Origin of the sequence: Bacillus cihuensis, assembly GCF_000504145.1 — a bacterium.
GTDB classification, from domain to species: Bacteria; Bacillota; Bacilli; order Bacillales; family DSM-1321; genus Peribacillus; species Peribacillus huizhouensis.
On sequence record NZ_KI632495.1, the window covers coordinates 1,443,629 to 1,461,034 of the forward strand.

Consider the following 17,406-nt stretch of genomic DNA (forward strand, 5'->3'; position numbering starts at 1 on the left):
GAGGATGTCTCACAAAGGTCGGACCTCGCACTCTAAATCAGTATTTCGTGTTTACTGAATTTAGTTGTTGCGCGGTCTGACCCTTTGATTTGGGACATCCTCTTATTGTGTAACACAGTTCGGACACTTACCATAAATTTCGAATTTATGACCTGAGATATCATAATCTTGCAAACTTTCGTTTAAGTCATTCATTGGACAAGTATCAATCTCTTTCGTTTTTCCACAATCTAAACAAATGAAATGATGATGGTGGGAATGATGGCCACAAGTAAAACGAAAATGCTTCTCTCCTGCTAATTCTGTTGTTTCAAATACCCCTAAATCCACAAAAAGGGAAAGATTACGGTAAATCGTATCAAAGCTAAGTCCTGGGTAATCTGACTTCATATTCTCAAGAACATCTCGCGCCGTTAAATATTTATCACTTGAAGAAAATAATTGAAGCATTTCTTCTCGTTTCCCCGTGTGCTTATAGCCTTTATCTTTTAATAATTGCATTGCTGTTGTTACGTTCATAATAATCACCCTACCTTACGCAAATCGTGTTTTGATTTTTCCTATAAGAATCGAGAGAACTAATATTAATACAGTAAGCATAACAATAGTACCACCAGGTGCAAGGTCGAGATAATACGATAAAAACAATCCAGAAATGACGGAAATCTCTCCGAAGATCACCGAATAAAATATCATTTGCTTAAAGCCTTTAGCAAAACGAAGACTAGCCGCAACCGGTATCGTCATTAGAGATGAAACGAGCAAGATCCCCACAATCCGCATGGACGCAGCAATGACAAGCGCAACCATTACTATGAAAATAAAGTGAATGGCTTTTGAAGGGATTCCTGATGCCTTTGCGTGCTCTTCGTCAAAAGACAATAAGAAGAGCTCTTTATATAATAAGACTAATGTTAATGCAACGAAGATAGCAACAATAATGATAAGTTGCAAGTCTGTTCGGCTGACGGCACTGACACTGCCAAATAAATAGCCATATAAATCTGTATTAAAGCCGTTTGCAAGCGAAATAAAAATCGCACTTAAACCGATTCCACTCGATAAAATAATCGGTATCGCGAGCTCCTTAAAATGTTTATATACATTTCTCAACTTTTCAATAAATAACGAACCGACAACGGAAAACGTCATGCCCATATACAATGGATTTAGTCCCGCTAATGCAATAAAGTTCTTTTCTAATAATAAGCTAAATGCAATTCCTGCTAGGGCGACATGGCTAAGAGAATCCGCGATCATCGACATTCTCCGTACCACAACGAAAACGCCGATTAGGGGCGCCAAAGCACCAATAATCAAGCCTGTTAGAAATGCATTTTGTAAAAATTCATACTGCAAAATACCCGAAATCATGGGTGACCTCCAACCTCTTAATGATTATGACTGAGTAGCTGCACTCCATGACCGTATATAGAGGAAAGCTCTTCTTCATTTAATTCATTGTATTCACATGCATCTCCATGGAAATGCAATGTTTTATTAATGCACGCGACATGGGTAACTTTGTCCGTTACAGTTGCAACATCATGAGTAACTAAAATAAGTGTGATCCCTAATTGTTTATTCATCATATCAAGAATTTCATAAAATTGTTGGACGTTTTTTTGATCAACACCTACTGTTGGTTCATCCAAAATCATCAATTCCGGTTCACTGACGAGAGACCGAGCAATGAATACCCTTTGTTGCTGCCCTCCGGATAACTCCCCAATATTTCGATCTTTAAAGCTAAGCATGCCGACAGACTCCAGCGCTTTGACAACTTTCTTTTTATGTTCTTTGCGAGGAATTTTAAATAAACCGATTTTTTTCGTTAATCCACTTAGCACCACTTCAAATACCGTTGCTGGAAAGCCAGTATTAAAAGAATTAGCTTTCTGCGACACAAATCCAATCTTCTGCCAATCTTTAAATTGACGGATCGGTTGTCCAAATAATTCAACTTCCCCTTTTTGTATCTTTAACACACCGAGAATTAATTTCAGCAATGTAGACTTTCCCGAACCATTCGGACCAACAATGGCTAAAAAGGCCCCTTGAGGTACTTGAAGTGAGACATCTTCTAAAACCAGATCTTTTGAATATTTGTAGGAAATATCCTCAACCTTGATAATCGGTATCCCTTTGTTATTTCCCAATCTAATCACCTATTTTATTTTTATAAGAATCGTTACGATTTACATAAAGTAGTATATAAGAAATACGGCTACTTGTAAAGGAACTAAGATTTTTAGCTAAGAAAATTGCCTGTATTATCTATAAAGTATGGTTCATTTCAGCTCACTTCCATCATATGTTAACCATATGTTAACAAAAAGGAGGTTCAATTGATGAAATTATTTGAAACGATGATTAACCACAAAATTAATAAAATTAAGGCCCATGAATTGCAATCCATTGCCAGTCAGCACGGAGTCAGACTTACTCAAAACGAAGCGAACAATATTAGCAAAATTCTGGCAGGGAGAAATATTAATGTTTTTAATCCCTCGGAGCGCCAACTTGTACTTAACGAAATTGCAGAAATTGCTGGTACAAAAACAGCTAATCAAATCGCAAGGCTATTTACCCAACTCACAGCGAATTTTTAAGAATATGGTCTTGAATTGAAATTCTATCAGGTGTACCTCACACCCTATACAATGTTTATTATGCCTATTTATATAAACAATTGATAGCAGATGTGGGGTCACCCTTCTGTTCTCGTCCAGCCTCTTTATTCTCCATTCACTACAGAACGTACTGATTATAAGTACTTTACAAATTCAGCGACTGGTTTTCGGTACCCTCTTGGCTTTCTACTCTGAATTTTTTCTTTACCAATCGCAATCATTAGAACTGGTTCATATTGATCGGATATTGATAGCAATTTCTTTAACTGGTCTGGATCAAATCCGATCATTGGGCAAGTATCCCATCCCTTGCTTTTGGCCGCCAACATAAACAACATCGCTGATAAAGATGCATTTCGTATCGCTTCATCTCGTTGAAATACTTCTCCTCTACTTTCATAAAGAGACAAGACATCTTGAACTTCATGATCATATTCTTGCTTGCTTAACATGCCCAGCATAAGGAGGCCTTCAAATATACGCTTAGCATCTTTAAACGCTCTTTTATCGCCCAATACGATCAAAACAGCTGATGCTGTACCTACTTTGTATTGTCCATTGGCTGCCTTTTTAACACCTTCCTTTAACTCCGGATCCATTACAACTAGATAATTCGTATGTTGCAAATTGAACGCTGATGGCCCCATTTTAACTAGCTCAAAAATTTCATTAAGTTCCTTCGCAGTAATCGAATGATTGTCTAAAAAATTATGTACCGAACGTCTCTCTCTTAACAACTGATCAAATAATTCCACTTCATTACCCCCGAATTATCCTTACTTTCTAAAAATGTTTATTAGTATAAATCGTGTTTTCTCTATCATCTACATTTACTTCAATTCATTTATCTTGAATAATTTTATTATTAATTAAAGATAATTAAATTGCTTCATTTATTACCTGTCAACAAAAGTAAGTGAAAGCTGTACAGGGATTAATAGTTGATAAAATCGTAAAAGGTCAGGATCCACACAAATATACAGTTAACGTGTTAAACACACTTTTTAACACCTGCATATTATGGTGAATTCTGACCATTAGATTTTAAAATAGGTTATTGATTTTGTTTTTCAGCAGAAACGCTAAAATTGCAACATCATTAATTCTTTACTAATTTCGTTACAACCTTATTGCCAGATGGCTTTTTTTCGATTATATCTTCTGCTGGTTTAGCCCGTTTTATAAAGAAAGCTAAGATTAAAGCAACCCCAGCAATACCGACAGTCACTAAGAAAGCATCATTAATTCCTTCTAACATCGCTTGCATCGCAATTTGTTGTTTCATTTCTGCTGCTTGTGCGGCCGTTGGCTGCCCAACCAAGTGTTTCATTGCATCGGCAGCTATTTCAGTCGCATGCGTTTCCGTACGATTCGACATAATCGTTACCAATAACGCTGTACCAATGGCGCCAGAAACTTGCTGCATAGTATTGTTCATTGCAGTACCATGTGGGTAATAACGCGCCGGCAATTGGTTTAAGCCATTAGTCGAAACTGGCATCATCACCATGGACATACCAAACATCCGGGCTGAATATAAAATGATTAAGAAAGTATAAGAAGTATCAAGAGTTAATTTACTGAAGTAATAACTTGTAATTGTCGTTATCGCTAAACCAATAACGGCTAGTATACGTCCACCAAATTTGTCAAATAATTTCCCATTAATTGGTGACATAACAGCCATTAATATTGCCCCCGGCAATAGCATTAATCCCGCATCCATAGGAGATATTCCGCGAATCGTTTGGACATAAATAGGAAGTAAAATCATAGCCGAAAACATAGCCATCGTAATTGTCATGGAAATAGCTGATGATAAAGCAAACATTGGATACTTATAGATTCTAAATTCAAGCATTGGTCTTTCTAACTTCAATTGACGTAAAATAAACCAAACCAATGCAATTACCCCAATGATCAATGTCCCATATACAAGCGGACTATCCCAGCCTTTCGTACCTGCAGAACTAAAGCCATATAGCAACCCGCCAAAACCTAAACTCGACAAAAGAACCGAAAATAGGTCGAGACGGATATCGACTTTTTCCTTTTTCCCTTTCAGCAAGAAGATGCCAACCAACAACACGACAATTGCAATGGGTGTTACAAAATGGAACAGCATTCTCCAGTCATAGTGTTCAATGATCCAGCCCGATAAAGTCGGACCAATCGCTGGGGCTCCCATTAGAACTAAACCAAAAATCCCCATCGCCGCTCCTCTCTTTTCCACAGGAAAGCTCGTTAACATGACATTCATTAACAATGGCATCAAAATGGCTGAACCTGATGCTTGAACCATTCGTCCAATTAATAAAAGCGGAAATGCATGTGCAAAACCAGCAAGAACCGTACCGAGCGTAAATAATAACATGGCTGTTAAAAAAAGGTTCCGTACAGAGTATTTTTGAATTAAAAATGCCGTCGTTGGAATTAAGATCCCGTTTACTAACATAAAACCTGTAGTGAGCCATTGCACAGTCGATGTCCCTACATCTAAATCCTTCATAATTGACGGCAAGGCAATGTTTAGTAAAGTATTGTTTAAAAAAGCTATAAATGCACCAATCATCAAGACGGCAATCATGCCGTACGGTGGACGATCAGTCTTTTGTATTGAATGATCCATTTGTGTTCCCCCTATGAACTCGCAGTTCATTTTTTTATACTCTTATTCCGATTCCACATTATATAATAACTATTTTAATTTTGCAATCCAAAAATATATAATCACTACTAGGTTAAACTGGAGTAGTGATTTTTATGCAGTTGCTGGGAATGGACAGAATAATGGGATCATTCGAGGCTTGGATAGTAAAAAATTTAAGCTAAATGCCAAAAGAATATTTATACATTTATGTTGTTGATACCATTTTCACTACAAAAAAGGCGATAGATTCTTTACAATTACCTGGAGAAAATCATTCCAGGTATTTTGATAAAGAAACTATCGCCCGCTAGAAAACCAAACAAATGGTCTTACTTATATAAAATTAGTTTTTAGGAGCTTTTTCCCAATCAGCTGCAAATTTCTCAATGCCTTGATCTGTAAGCGGGTGCTTAGTAAGTTGCTCAATAACATTGTAAGGAATAGTCGCAATATGAGCACCAGCCATTGCTACACGAGTTACGTGATCTGGATGACGGACTGAAGCCGCAATGATTTGTGAATCTAATTGATGAACGCGGAATAGTTCAGCAATTTTTGATACCAATTGAACACCATCTTCAGAAATATCATCTAAACGACCTAAGAACGGTGATACATAAGCAGCACCTGCACGAGCTGCTAAAAGAGCTTGGTTCACAGTGAAAATAAGAGTTACGTTAACTTTAACTCCTTTCTCTGCAAGATAACGTGTTGTTTCTAGACCAGCTAATGTCATCGGAACTTTAATTGTTACCTTTTTATCTCCACCATTGATTTTAATTAGTTCCTCTGCCTCAGCAATCATTTCTTCTGCTGAAACAGCAGCAGGCGTAACTTCTGCAGATACAGATTCAACAGATGGTACAGCTTTTAGAATTTCTTCAATACGATCTTCAAATTTAACCCCTTCTTTAGCAACTAAGGAAGGATTTGTCGTTACACCAGAAAGAACGCCAATTTTATACGCTTTTTGAATATCCTCTAGGTTCGCAGTATCGATAAAAAATTTCATTATAAATTACCTCCGTATTTTCATTAATTTTTTTTTCTTGCTTACTTCTTCTCTACTGCATGTCCACCAAACTCATTGCGGAGTGCTGAGACAACTTTCCCTGTAAACGTATCTTCTTCTAATGAGCGATAACGCATTAACAAGGACATCGCAATAACCGGAGTCGCCATTTGAAGGTCTAATGCTGTTTCAAGCGTCCATTTCCCTTCACCTGAAGAATGCATGACCCCTTTAATATCGTCTAGTTTTGCATCTTTAGAGAAAGCATTTTCTGTCAATTCCATCAACCATGAACGAATAACAGATCCGTTGTTCCAAACTCTTGCAACTTTTTCATAATCATAATCAAATTCACTTTTTTCTAGGAGTTCAAATCCTTCACCAATGGCAGCCATCATTCCGTATTCAATACCATTATGAACCATTTTTAGGAAATGACCACCACCTGCTTTACCTGTAAAAATATAGCCATTTTCAACAGAGGTATCTCGGAAAATAGGTTCTACGATCGACCATGCTTCCGCATCCCCACCAACCATATAATTGGCACCATTACGCGCACCTTCCATACCGCCAGAAGTACCTGCGTCTAAGAAGTTTACCCCTATTTCTTTAAAGTAATTGTAGCGGCGAATGGATTCCTTATAATGGGAGTTACCAGCTTCAATCACAATATCTCCAGGTTCAAGGAATGGTTTCACTTCATCAATCACTGAATCAACAACAGAATGAGGTACCATTATCCAAAGAACTCTTGGTTTGTCTAAATTTTCAACAAGTTCTTTATAACTTGATGTACCCGTTGCCCCAAAGTTTCTCATTTCTTGTACTGCAGTGGGATTTACATCAAATGCTACCACTTCATGGTTATGATCCAATAAATTTTGACCGATATTTAACCCCATTTTCCCTAAACCGATTAATCCGACTTTCATGATGACGCCTCCTATGATCGTAAAAGCATATATATATAAATTCCGCGTTTTCTAATTTCCTTCATTCACAATTAAACTGTCAATTAGAAAACGCAGATTTATTATCATTCAGGTGCAAATTCTTGATTAAGAATTTAATAATTCTTTAGAAATTTTGACAACATTTTCTGTCGTAAATCCGAAGTATTCCAGAACTGACGCTCCACTTCCTGAAGCTCCAAACGTTTCGATCGATAAAATTTTCCCTTCTTGGCCGACAAATCGTTCCCAACCTAGAGAAATACCCATTTCAATTGCTAAGCGCTTCGTAACTGAAGCAGGTAATACTTGTTCTTGATATTCTTTCGGTTGGTTTTTGAAAAGTTCCCAACTTGGAATAGCTACGACACGAACCGATACATTTTCTTTTTCTAGCTCTACTTTCGCACTTGCAGCAAGTGAGACTTCAGATCCTGTAGCCATTAAAATCATATCAGGATTTTCGTTTGTTTCAGTTAGAACGTAGGCACCTTTAGAAAGGTTTTCCAGATTACCTTTTGTTTCTTCAAACACTGGCAAGTTTTGGCGGCTAAGTACTAACACTACTGGACCATCCACGTTTTGTAATGCATAAGCCCATGCACTTGCTGTTTCATTTGCATCACTTGGACGGATCACTGTAAGACCAGGAATCGCACGAAGAGCAGTCAATTGTTCAATTGGCTCATGTGTTGGACCATCTTCACCTACAGCGATTGAGTCGTGTGTAAACACATACGTAACTGGTAGTTTTGATAAAGCCGCTAAACGGATCGCTGGACGTAAATAGTCATTGAAGACAAAGAATGTACTAACAAAAGGTTTTACTCCACCGTGTAGAGCCATTCCATTTCCAGCAGCACCCATTGCATGTTCACGAACACCAAAGTACACATTGCGACCAGCAAATGATTCAACAGCAAATTTCGCTTCGCCTTTAATATCCGTCATTGTAGATCCTGAAAGATCTGCGCTTCCTCCAAAAATAGATGGAACTGTTTTAACAAAGTGGTTAATTGCTTGACCGCTTGCCACTCGTGTTGATACTTCTTTATCCGTATCAAAAGTTAGAATGTCTTGCGCTTCAATTAATACTTTTCCATCAATCGCATCAGAAAGTTCACTTGCCAATTCAGGACAAGCTTCTTTGTACGCAGCAAATAATGTATTCCATTGCTCTTCTTTGTTGCCGCCAACCTGTTTTAATTCTGCAAAATGAGCTTTTACTTCTTCAGGTACATAGAAATCTTCTTCATAATTCCAGTCATAAGCTAATTTTGTTGCTTTCGCTTCTTCAACACCAAGTGGGTTACCATGTGCTTTATTCGTTCCAGCAACTTTCGGGCTACCAAAGCCAATGATTGTTCTAATTTCGATAAGAGTTGGTTGATCTAGATTTAGTTTCGCTTCTTCAATCGCCTTTGTGATTGCTTCAACATCGTTTCCGTCTTCCACTCGTAAATACTGCCAATTGACAGATTCCGCACGTTTTTTCGTATCTTCACCATATGAAAGGTTTAATTCACCATCTAGTGAAATATCATTAGAATCATATAACGCGATTAATTTTCCTAGTTTCATATGACCCGCCATAGACATTGCTTCATATGCAACACCTTCCATTAAGTCACCATCGCCTACTAATGCATACGTAAAGTGATCTACTACCGGGAATTCTTTTTTATTGAATTTAGCCGCTAAGTGCGCTTCTGCCATAGCCATACCAACTGCAGTTGCGATACCTTGACCTAATGGACCTGTAGTTGCTTCAACACCATCTGTATGACCCACTTCTGGATGACCAGGTGTTTTACTGTTTAATTTACGGAAGTTTTTTAGATCCTCTAAAGAAACGTCATAGCCCGTTAAATGAAGCAAGCTGTATAATAAACTTGAACCATGTCCTGCAGACAAAACAAAGCGATCACGGTTAAACCATTTTGAATGGGCAGGATTATGAGATAAATGATTCGCCCATAAAGCGTACGCCATTGGTGCCGCACCCATTGGTAGACCAGGATGTCCTGAATTTGCACTATTAATTGCATCAATAGATAAAGTACGAATTGTATTAACAGCTAAAGTTTCAATATTATATGTCATTTTAATATCCCCCTGAATGATCTTTTTTTTGTTAAACAAGCACAGCTTCCTTTTTCGAGACTACAGTTTCTTCATCTAACCACCATTTAAAGCCTACATTTTGTAATAATTGATGGGCTTCCTTTGGCCCGTATGATCCGGACTCATATTGCATGAGTGGAACAGACCCTTCGGAAAAAGCATCAATAATAGGTTGCACCCATTCCCAAGCCAATTCAACTTCTTTCCAATGGGCAAAGAAGGTTGAATCGCCACGAAAAGCATCATAAATGAGTCTTTCATAGGCTTCAGGTACATCTTTTTGATTGGAAGTGAAATTCATTTTTATCGGTTCGATTTCCCCGTTTAATGGGTTTTTGCTATTTAATTGTAATGTAACATTTTCATTTGGATTGATTTCAATGATTAAGAGGTTCGGAGCCACTTTCACATTTTGATCCTTATACAGTTCATTTGCTGAGTCTTTAAATTCAATCACAATCCGCGTAGACTTTTCTTTCATTCGTTTGCCTGTTCTAATATAGAACGGCACTCCACTCCAAAATGAATTATCAATCCAAAGTTCAGCAGCGATGAAGGTGTCATTCATAGAAGTAGAATGAATTCCTGGTTCGTCTAGATAACCATTCACCTGCTTCCCATTCATTTCACCTGATGTATATTGACCGCGTATTACTTGTAAACCGACATCTTCTTTTTTTAATGGACGAAGTGATTCCATTACTTTTCTTTTTTCATTTCGTATGTCGTTTGCACTGATTTTGTTTGGTTTTTGCATCGCTGTCATCATTAGCATTTGTAACATATGATTTTGAAACATATCTCGAAGTGCACCAGACTTATCATAATAGCCTGCTCTCTCCTCAACCCCAACGGTTTCACTCGCTGTTATTTGTACATTTGCGATATTTTCGTTGTTCCAAAGCGCTTGCAATACTGGGTTTGCAAATGCTAACGCTTCTAGATTTTGAACCATTGGCTTACCAAGATAATGGTCAATTCGATATATTTCTTCTTCCTCAAACGCTTTCGTTAAATTTGCATTTAAAAGGCGTGCAGATTCTAAATCATGTCCAAAAGGTTTTTCAATAATCAGACGCTTCCATCCCTTTGTAGAACCTAATCCGCTTTCTTTTATATTTAAAGCAATGAGATCGAAAAACTCAGGACCAACAGAAAGATAAAACATTCTATTTTCTGGAATATGTAATTCCTTTTCTCTCTGTTCAACAAGGTCACGTAATGATTGATAGTCTTCAATCTTCGTTGCATCAAATCGGCTATAGCGAAAAGCATCAAGAAAGTCTGCTAATCTAGTTTCATCATCTATTATACTTCTAGAAAAGGTTTGCAAAGATTGTTTCACATAGGCTTGTAAGTCACTATCTGACATCTCTTTCCTTCCTACAGCGATGATGGAGATCTTTTGAGGCATTTTTTGATTTGCATATAAATTATACAAAGCAGGGAAAATTTTCCTCTTCGCCAAATCCCCCGTTGATCCGAATAAAACAAAGGTCATGGACTCCATCCCTTTATTCCCCCTTAATTAACAAAAACATGGTTGATTTCTTCGTACGAGGTTGTTATTCATTAAGAAGAATTTACCAGGTACTCTTTATTGTATGAGTTACTTTATATAACCATGTTATACCTTGGTTCATTTATAGTCAAGTAGTTTGTGTCTACTTTGTGAACTTTGTTTAAGCTGTTATATAATAAGTTTTTCAAATCTAACCCTAGAATATAACACAATAGGAATTATATGAACCCTTTGTTATTATTAATAAACTACTAACAAAAAATTTAGTTTTTAATGCCGACTCCTTAATTTTTCATGATCGATTTTTAACCACGATTTGCTTATCGGTGTTTAGAGTAATCACAGCATCTGCCATTTGATTAAACAAGCCATTTTCAACAACACCTGGAATCATATTAAGTTTTTGTTCTAATGTGACGGGATCTAGTATATTTGGAAACTTAGCATCAATAATGTAATTCCCATTGTCAGATTTATATGGACCATTGTTGGCAGAGCGGATTTTTGTTTCTGCCCCTAATAACCTAATCTGTTTGTTTGTCATTTCCACTCCAAATGGGACTACTTCAATCGGGAGGGGGAACGCTCCTAAATAGTCAACCATTTTAGCAGGATCAGCAACGACAATAAAACTCTTTGCAGCTCTCGCGATAATCTTCTCTCTTAAAAGAGCTCCGCCTCCTCCTTTTATTAGACTTAATTGCGGATCTACTTCGTCCGCTCCATCAATGGTTACATCAATATGATTAATCTCTTTAAAGGTAACGAGAGGAATTCCACATTCATTTGCTAGTTGTTCCGTCTGAATCGAGGTCGGGACCCCTTTTATTGAAAGACCTTCTTTCATTAATTGCCCAAGTTTCATAATCGTATAATAAACGGTCGAACCAGTACCCAGTCCAACAGTCATGCCATCTTTTATAAATTCAACTGCTTTTTCACCAACGATTTTTTTTTCAATCACCGTTCTCGCTCCTTATATCATGTTTTAAGCTATACCTTGTACAATGTAAGAATCTACTTCCGCTTACTATCTCATTTGACCAATATTGTATCGTTTTCTTATAGACATTTTCCACTATACATTTTTTCATTATATTTTTCAGCGTATTTCCGTGTTTAAGATTATAATAAAAGAAATTGCATTTTTAGTTATCACATTAATTAGAATATAATAATTTCATTAATAATAACATAGTAATTTTATATAACCTATTTATTCGTTACTCATTATAACGAAATTCTATAATAATGGCATTAAACATACATTTTAAAAGTATTATGTGTTATTATATGTTTACATAGATTATTATTTATTATCGTTAAAAATATTATTAGTTACTATTTGTTCCCTATGTGATTTGGAATATACTGAAGATATGAGGTGAAAAATATGATTGAGGAAAAACAGGAAGAGAAGCTATGTGAAAAGGTGGAACAGTCCTATCACTTATTGGGGAAAAAATGGATAGGCTTAATTCTCTATACGTTGAAGGATGAGCCAAAAAGATTTAGTGAGATTGCTACCTATATCCCTAATTTAAGTAAACGAGTCCTAAATGAACGAATCAAAGAGCTCGAGGATAGTGGCATTGTTATTCGTAATGTGATTGCTGATCGACCTATTCGTACCGAATACTCTTTAACTAAAAAAGGGACCGAATTATCGAAAGCGCTTTCTTATTTTGAGAATTGGGCTGATAAATGGCTATAATGAACGGACAGCATCTTCTTAACGGATAAGGAGATGTTTTTTTGCTGTAAAATCTACTCATACATATTACTCAATTTAGCTCACATTTGTTTCGTTTCTTCTACATCTGCATATTGACGATAAACAGCGAACAGCTTACCTCAGCCATTCGCTGTTTGAACTTAATTTAATGCAATTTTTTCTAAAAGGCTGCTATCAAAAGTATTCCCTTTTAACATCTCGATTTCGAATTTATATGGAGCTTTCTTATTTTTCTTGTCTTCACCAACGAATGGTGTTTCAAGAATCTTCGGAATCTCGGTTAACTGTGGATGATGAACAATATAACGCAACGCTTCAAAACCGATATGGCCAAAGCCAATGTTTTCATGGCGGTCTTTACGTGCGCCGCGCTCGTTTTTACTGTCATTTATGTGTAACACCTTCAACCGATCAAGTCCAACGATTTTATCGAATTCATTTAAAACACCATCAAAATCCTCGATAATATTATACCCAGCATCGTGGACATGGCAGGTATCAAGTGTAACAGACAGTTTATCATGAAGTGTAACACCATCAAATATCATCGCAAGTTCTTCAAAGCTTCTACCACACTCCGTACCTTTTCCAGCCATTGTTTCTAGTGCAATTTGCACTTCTTGATCGGAAACAAGTACTTCATTTAATCCTTCTATGATTTTCTTAATGCCTTCCTCCGGTCCAGCACCGACATGTGCACCAGGGTGAAGCACAATTTGTTTCGCACCAAGTGCTTGCGTTCGTTCAATTTCACTTCGCAAAAAATTGACCCCTAGTTCAAAGGTTGCTGGATTTTGTGAGTTGCCGATGTTGATGATATAAGGGGCATGAACGACAATATCAGTTATCCCATGCTCTTCCATATGTTGGTGCCCTGCTGCAATATTCAACTCTTCTATTTTTTTACGTCTCGTATTTTGCGGGGCGCCAGTATAAATCATAAACGTATTTGAACCATAAGAAACAGCTTCTTCACTCGCTCCAAGCAACATACTTTTTCCGCTCATCGAAACATGTGATCCTATTTTCAACCTCGTCTCCCCCTAACTTTTATCACGGTTTAACTAATCAGTGGGAATGAACTTCCCACTGAGGGTAGTTCCGCTTTATTTCTTCTTTTGTAAGCGACGCTCACGTTTTTTGAAACTTTCAACCTCGCGTTGAACTTTCTTTTTATAGCCTGGCTTTACTTTGCTCGGTTTCTTCACCATTTTCTTTGCTTTTTCGTCGATTTCATTTCCTTGTTTTTTACGTGTTTTTCGTTTATTACGAGCATCAATTTCCACCCAATCGCCATTTACTAAATCGCGATCATGGAATGTAATTCCTAATTTCTCCAATCGATTTAATGCATCCTCGTCAGATACGTCATAGATGGTGGCGGCTATTCCTGAATATCCAGCACGTGCCGTTCTACCAGTTCGATGGATGTAGAAGTCAAGATCTGATGGTAGCTCATAATTAATAATATGAGAAACACCTTCAATATCAATTCCACGAGCTGCTAAATCAGTCGCTACAATGTATTGGTATTCCAAATCATTAATTTGCTTCATCATTTTCTTACGATCACGCGGTGACAAATCACCATGAATTCTACCGACTTTTAATCCCTTTTCAATAAGAGCATCGGCAACTGTATCTGCCATTTTCTTCGTGTTCGTAAAAATAATCGCTAAGTACGGATTATAGTTTACAACAACGTCATGCAATAACTGCGTCTTATTACGATGACGCAACGGAACAAGTACATGTTCAATCTTCACCGCGGCCGCTTGCTTTGGATCGACTTGGACATGCTTCGGATTATTCATATATTTTTTCATGAAAGGTTTTAATTTCTCAGGAATTGTTGCTGAGAAGAGCAACATTTGAAGATGCTGTGCCATTTTTGAGGCAAATTTGTCAACATCTTCTATGAAGCCCATGTCGAGCATTAAGTCGGCCTCATCGACAACAAGCATATCAGCCGAAAAAACACGAAGTGCTTGATCAGCTACCAAATCTTTAATTCTACCTGGTGTACCAATTACGAGATGCGGTTGTGTTTTTAACTTATCAATAGTCCGTTGCTTATCAGTCCCACCAATAAAAACACGAACTTGCAAAGGTGATTCCTCTGGAAAATGCTCAGCAATCTTAAGAGCTTCTTTGTAAATTTGGTTGGCAAGCTCACGTGTTGGGGCGGCAATAATCGCTTGCACTTCTTCTTTCGTGCTATCAAGTTTATTCATAATTGGTAGTAAATACGCGTGAGTTTTCCCCGTACCTGTTTGCGATTGACCAATTAGGCTTGTTCCTTTTAAAACGGCCGGTATGACACGTTCTTGTATTTCCGTCGGTTTATCAAAACCTAATGACTCTACGGCCTCTATCATATAGCTTTCCAACTTAAATCGTTCAAAATTGTTTTGCTTCATCTAAAAACTCCTTTAAATCGTCAGGCTTTCCAATCTTCATCAGAACCTTGACATATCTATTTATTATAGTTTAAGAATGGTGTAATACGCAAGTGCGCGTATATTTTCCATCATTATGATGCGTCGACAGAAAAGATTTAATGGATACAAAATACTTATTTGATACTTCACTATTAAAACAGATAACCTTTTTACTTACTAAGCATAATTTATATAGAAGAGGAAAATTTGTTAGAAAGGAGTGACAATATGCCTCCAAATAGAATGTTCGGGCAAGGCCCAGGATTCGGGCATAGCCGTGGAAACGGCAATCCACAACCATACAGAGGCCCTAATGGATTTTTGGGGCCAGCTAACTTCCCCCCACAGCAGGCTAGAAATGCGATGAGACCAGGGTCTGGCTTCGGGCAAGGTCAAGGAAACCGTCCACAGAAGCCACCTTCATCGGGTGGACTTTTATCCAAGCTATTAGGAAAAAATAAAAAACAACCGTCCATAAACCCATTCGCCCCCCCTTCTGCATCCAGTCAAGCAACTAGAGGAGCAGCAGCACAATCAGGAGCTGGAGGAATTTTGGAAACATTAAAAAATCCCGGCGCTCTTTCAGGTATGCTAGCTAACACACAAAAAGTCTTACAGGCCGCGGAACAAGTGACACCAATGATTCAACAATACGGTCCTATTGTTAAGAATATCCCGTCCATGTGGAAGATTTATCAAGGCTTAAAAAACTCAGGGTCAACTGATTCAACGGATTCAACGGATTCATCCGAAGAGACACCAAAGGAAGCGGTTGAAGATACTTCACCTAAAGAAGAGAACATAACTGTCACGGAGGAACTAGTGCCAGCAAAAAAACCTCGAAAAAAAAGAGCGACACAAGGTGATTCAAGTCCAAAATTATATATTTAATCCGAGGGTGTCAATGTGGCACTCTCTTTTTAAGATGGCTATGTTAAAGCTCATTGTTGATTTTGGCACTTTGTTGATTGTAGCGGAAGGCGTGAGCACCCTGCGAGAAAGACGAGTCATATTATAGGGAAGACCCCACAGTCTCACAGCGCCGAGGAGGCTCCCTGACCGGCCGCGGAAAGCGAACGCCTTTCCTTCAAATCAACAAGCAAGTTTAGCAGAGCCATTAAAATAAGAAAAGTTCAAAGTTCTAAAGAGCAATCTATTACCTTCCCTCATACTATTATTACGTGATGAATGAACTTGCTTAGGACACTCACCTTTTATCAGAAAGTCATGATTATTACCACATGGATTGAATAACCTCTTTTACATACGAACATTCTTTGTAAAATTTCGTAACCTCTTATATAATATAAGTGTATCTATGGATTTCTTTTTCCATATAAGGAGGAACCACATTGAAAGTAATTAAAATATCACCGCGCGGCTATTGCTATGGCGTTGTGGATGCCATGGTTATCGCTCGGAATGCGGCTTTAGATAAAACATTACCACGTCCAATTTATATATTAGGAATGATTGTTCATAATAAACATGTGACAGATGCTTTTGAAGAGGATGGAATCATAACGCTTGACGGAAATAACCGGAAGGAAATTCTTGAGAAAGTGGATGGCGGTACCGTTATTTTCACTGCCCACGGCGTCTCACCTGAAATTAGAAAATTAGCTGAAGAAAAAGGCCTTGTTAGCATTGATGCGACTTGTCCAGACGTTACCGTTACCCATGATTTAATTCGAGAGAAGACGTCTGTTGGCTATCAAATCATCTATATCGGGAAGAAGAACCATCCAGAACCCGAAGGAGCACTTGGAGTAGCACCAGATATGGTTCATTTAGTTGAATCAGCTGCAGATGTAGAGAAACTAACACTAAAAGACGAAAAAATTATTGTAACGAACCAAACAACAATGAGCCAATGGGATGTTGTCGATATTATGGACAAAGTCAAAGAGAAATATCCACATTGTGAAGTACACAAAGAAATCTGTATGGCAACCCAAGTGCGTCAAGAGGCCGTTGCTCAGCAAGCTGGTGAAGCTGATGTACTGATTGTTGTTGGAGACCCTAAAAGTAATAACTCCAATCGCCTTGCACAAGTGTCTATTGAGATTGCTGGTACACAAGCGTATCGAATCGCGGACCTTTCTGAACTTCAATTAGACTGGTTAAAGGATGCAAATACAGTTGGTGTAACTTCAGGCGCTTCCACACCAACACCAATTACGAAAGAAGTCATTACCTTTTTAGAAAAATACGACCCAGAAGATGAATCCACTTGGGATACGACTAAGAAAGTACCATTAACGAAAATCTTGCCGAAAATTAAGCAAAAATCTTAAAATAATTGTTAAAGTAAAAGGAATAGACCTCACATCTAT

Annotated in this window: 16 protein-coding genes; 4 read left to right on the forward strand and 12 right to left on the reverse strand. The window is 37.7% G+C overall.

Annotation, left to right across the window (positions count from 1 at the left end):
- Positions 1–102: 102 nt before the first annotated feature.
- Genes V179_RS0112795 through V179_RS0112805 form a run of 3 tightly spaced genes read right to left on the reverse strand, consistent with a single transcriptional unit; the run spans position 103 to position 2,159 of the window.
- Complete coding sequence (locus tag V179_RS0112795) at positions 103–519, reverse strand: Fur family transcriptional regulator (protein ID WP_028391813.1); 417 nt, start codon at positions 517–519, stop codon at positions 103–105.
- Between the two features lie 15 nt (positions 520–534).
- Entirely contained in the window at positions 535–1,374 is an 840-nt protein-coding gene (locus tag V179_RS0112800; protein WP_028391814.1) for a metal ABC transporter permease, read from the reverse strand.
- A 17-nt stretch (positions 1,375–1,391) separates the two neighbouring features.
- Positions 1,392–2,159 carry a metal ABC transporter ATP-binding protein gene (locus tag V179_RS0112805; RefSeq protein WP_220478486.1) on the reverse strand — a complete coding sequence of 256 codons (768 nt, stop codon included), beginning with the start codon at positions 2,157–2,159 and terminating at the stop codon, positions 1,392–1,394.
- 192 nt (positions 2,160–2,351) lie between these two features.
- Here V179_RS0112805 and V179_RS0112810 point away from each other — a divergent pair, with 192 nt between their 5' ends.
- Positions 2,352–2,612 (forward strand): DUF2624 family protein, encoded by a 261-nt coding sequence (locus tag V179_RS0112810; protein WP_028391816.1) that lies wholly within the window; start codon positions 2,352–2,354, stop codon positions 2,610–2,612.
- Between the two features lie 155 nt (positions 2,613–2,767).
- Here V179_RS0112810 and V179_RS0112815 read toward each other — a convergent pair whose 3' ends face one another.
- From V179_RS0112815 to rpiA, 7 genes are all read right to left on the reverse strand, one after another.
- Entirely contained in the window at positions 2,768–3,388 is a 621-nt protein-coding gene (locus V179_RS0112815; RefSeq protein ID WP_028391817.1) for a nitroreductase family protein, read from the reverse strand.
- Positions 3,389–3,732: 344 nt separating this feature from the next.
- Positions 3,733–5,262 (reverse strand): DHA2 family efflux MFS transporter permease subunit, encoded by a 1,530-nt coding sequence (locus V179_RS0112820; RefSeq protein ID WP_028391818.1) that lies wholly within the window; start codon positions 5,260–5,262, stop codon positions 3,733–3,735.
- Positions 5,263–5,626: 364 nt separating this feature from the next.
- Positions 5,627–6,295 carry a fructose-6-phosphate aldolase gene (gene fsa / locus V179_RS0112825; protein ID WP_028391819.1) on the reverse strand — a complete coding sequence of 223 codons (669 nt, stop codon included), beginning with the start codon at positions 6,293–6,295 and terminating at the stop codon, positions 5,627–5,629.
- Positions 6,296–6,336: 41 nt separating this feature from the next.
- Positions 6,337–7,230, reverse strand: coding sequence for a phosphogluconate dehydrogenase (NAD(+)-dependent, decarboxylating) (gene gnd, locus V179_RS0112830; RefSeq protein WP_028391820.1), 894 nt, complete (start codon positions 7,228–7,230; stop codon positions 6,337–6,339).
- A 126-nt stretch (positions 7,231–7,356) separates the two neighbouring features.
- Positions 7,357–9,351, reverse strand: coding sequence for a transketolase (tkt, locus tag V179_RS0112835; protein ID WP_028391821.1), 1,995 nt, complete (start codon positions 9,349–9,351; stop codon positions 7,357–7,359).
- Between the two features lie 31 nt (positions 9,352–9,382).
- The gene (zwf, locus tag V179_RS0112840; protein WP_028391822.1) at positions 9,383–10,882 is read right to left on the reverse strand and encodes a glucose-6-phosphate dehydrogenase; all 1,500 of its coding nucleotides are present in this window, start codon (positions 10,880–10,882) and stop codon (positions 9,383–9,385) included.
- A 304-nt stretch (positions 10,883–11,186) separates the two neighbouring features.
- Positions 11,187–11,858 carry a ribose-5-phosphate isomerase RpiA gene (rpiA, locus tag V179_RS0112845; RefSeq protein ID WP_028391823.1) on the reverse strand — a complete coding sequence of 224 codons (672 nt, stop codon included), beginning with the start codon at positions 11,856–11,858 and terminating at the stop codon, positions 11,187–11,189.
- A 429-nt stretch (positions 11,859–12,287) separates the two neighbouring features.
- Between rpiA and V179_RS0112850 the strand changes: the two genes are divergently transcribed.
- On the forward strand, positions 12,288–12,608 hold the full coding sequence (locus V179_RS0112850) for a winged helix-turn-helix transcriptional regulator (RefSeq protein WP_028391824.1): 321 nt from the start codon (positions 12,288–12,290) through the stop codon (positions 12,606–12,608).
- A gap of 161 nt (positions 12,609–12,769) precedes the next feature.
- Here the strand turns inward: V179_RS0112850 and V179_RS0112855 are convergent, their stop codons facing one another.
- Positions 12,770–13,660, reverse strand: a complete 891-nt coding sequence (locus V179_RS0112855) for a deoxyribonuclease IV (protein ID WP_028391825.1) — start codon at positions 13,658–13,660, stop codon at positions 12,770–12,772.
- A 75-nt stretch (positions 13,661–13,735) separates the two neighbouring features.
- Positions 13,736–15,049 (reverse strand): DEAD/DEAH box helicase, encoded by a 1,314-nt coding sequence (locus V179_RS0112860; RefSeq protein ID WP_028391826.1) that lies wholly within the window; start codon positions 15,047–15,049, stop codon positions 13,736–13,738.
- A gap of 249 nt (positions 15,050–15,298) precedes the next feature.
- On the opposite strand from V179_RS0112860, the gene vrrA reads away from it, so the two are divergent.
- Together vrrA and V179_RS0112870 are read left to right on the forward strand one after the other, a co-directional pair.
- On the forward strand, positions 15,299–15,961 hold the full coding sequence (gene vrrA, locus V179_RS29135) for a VrrA/YqfQ family protein (protein WP_051404946.1): 663 nt from the start codon (positions 15,299–15,301) through the stop codon (positions 15,959–15,961).
- A 461-nt stretch (positions 15,962–16,422) separates the two neighbouring features.
- Complete coding sequence (locus tag V179_RS0112870) at positions 16,423–17,367, forward strand: 4-hydroxy-3-methylbut-2-enyl diphosphate reductase (RefSeq protein WP_028391827.1); 945 nt, start codon at positions 16,423–16,425, stop codon at positions 17,365–17,367.
- Positions 17,368–17,406: the final 39 nt, after the last annotated feature.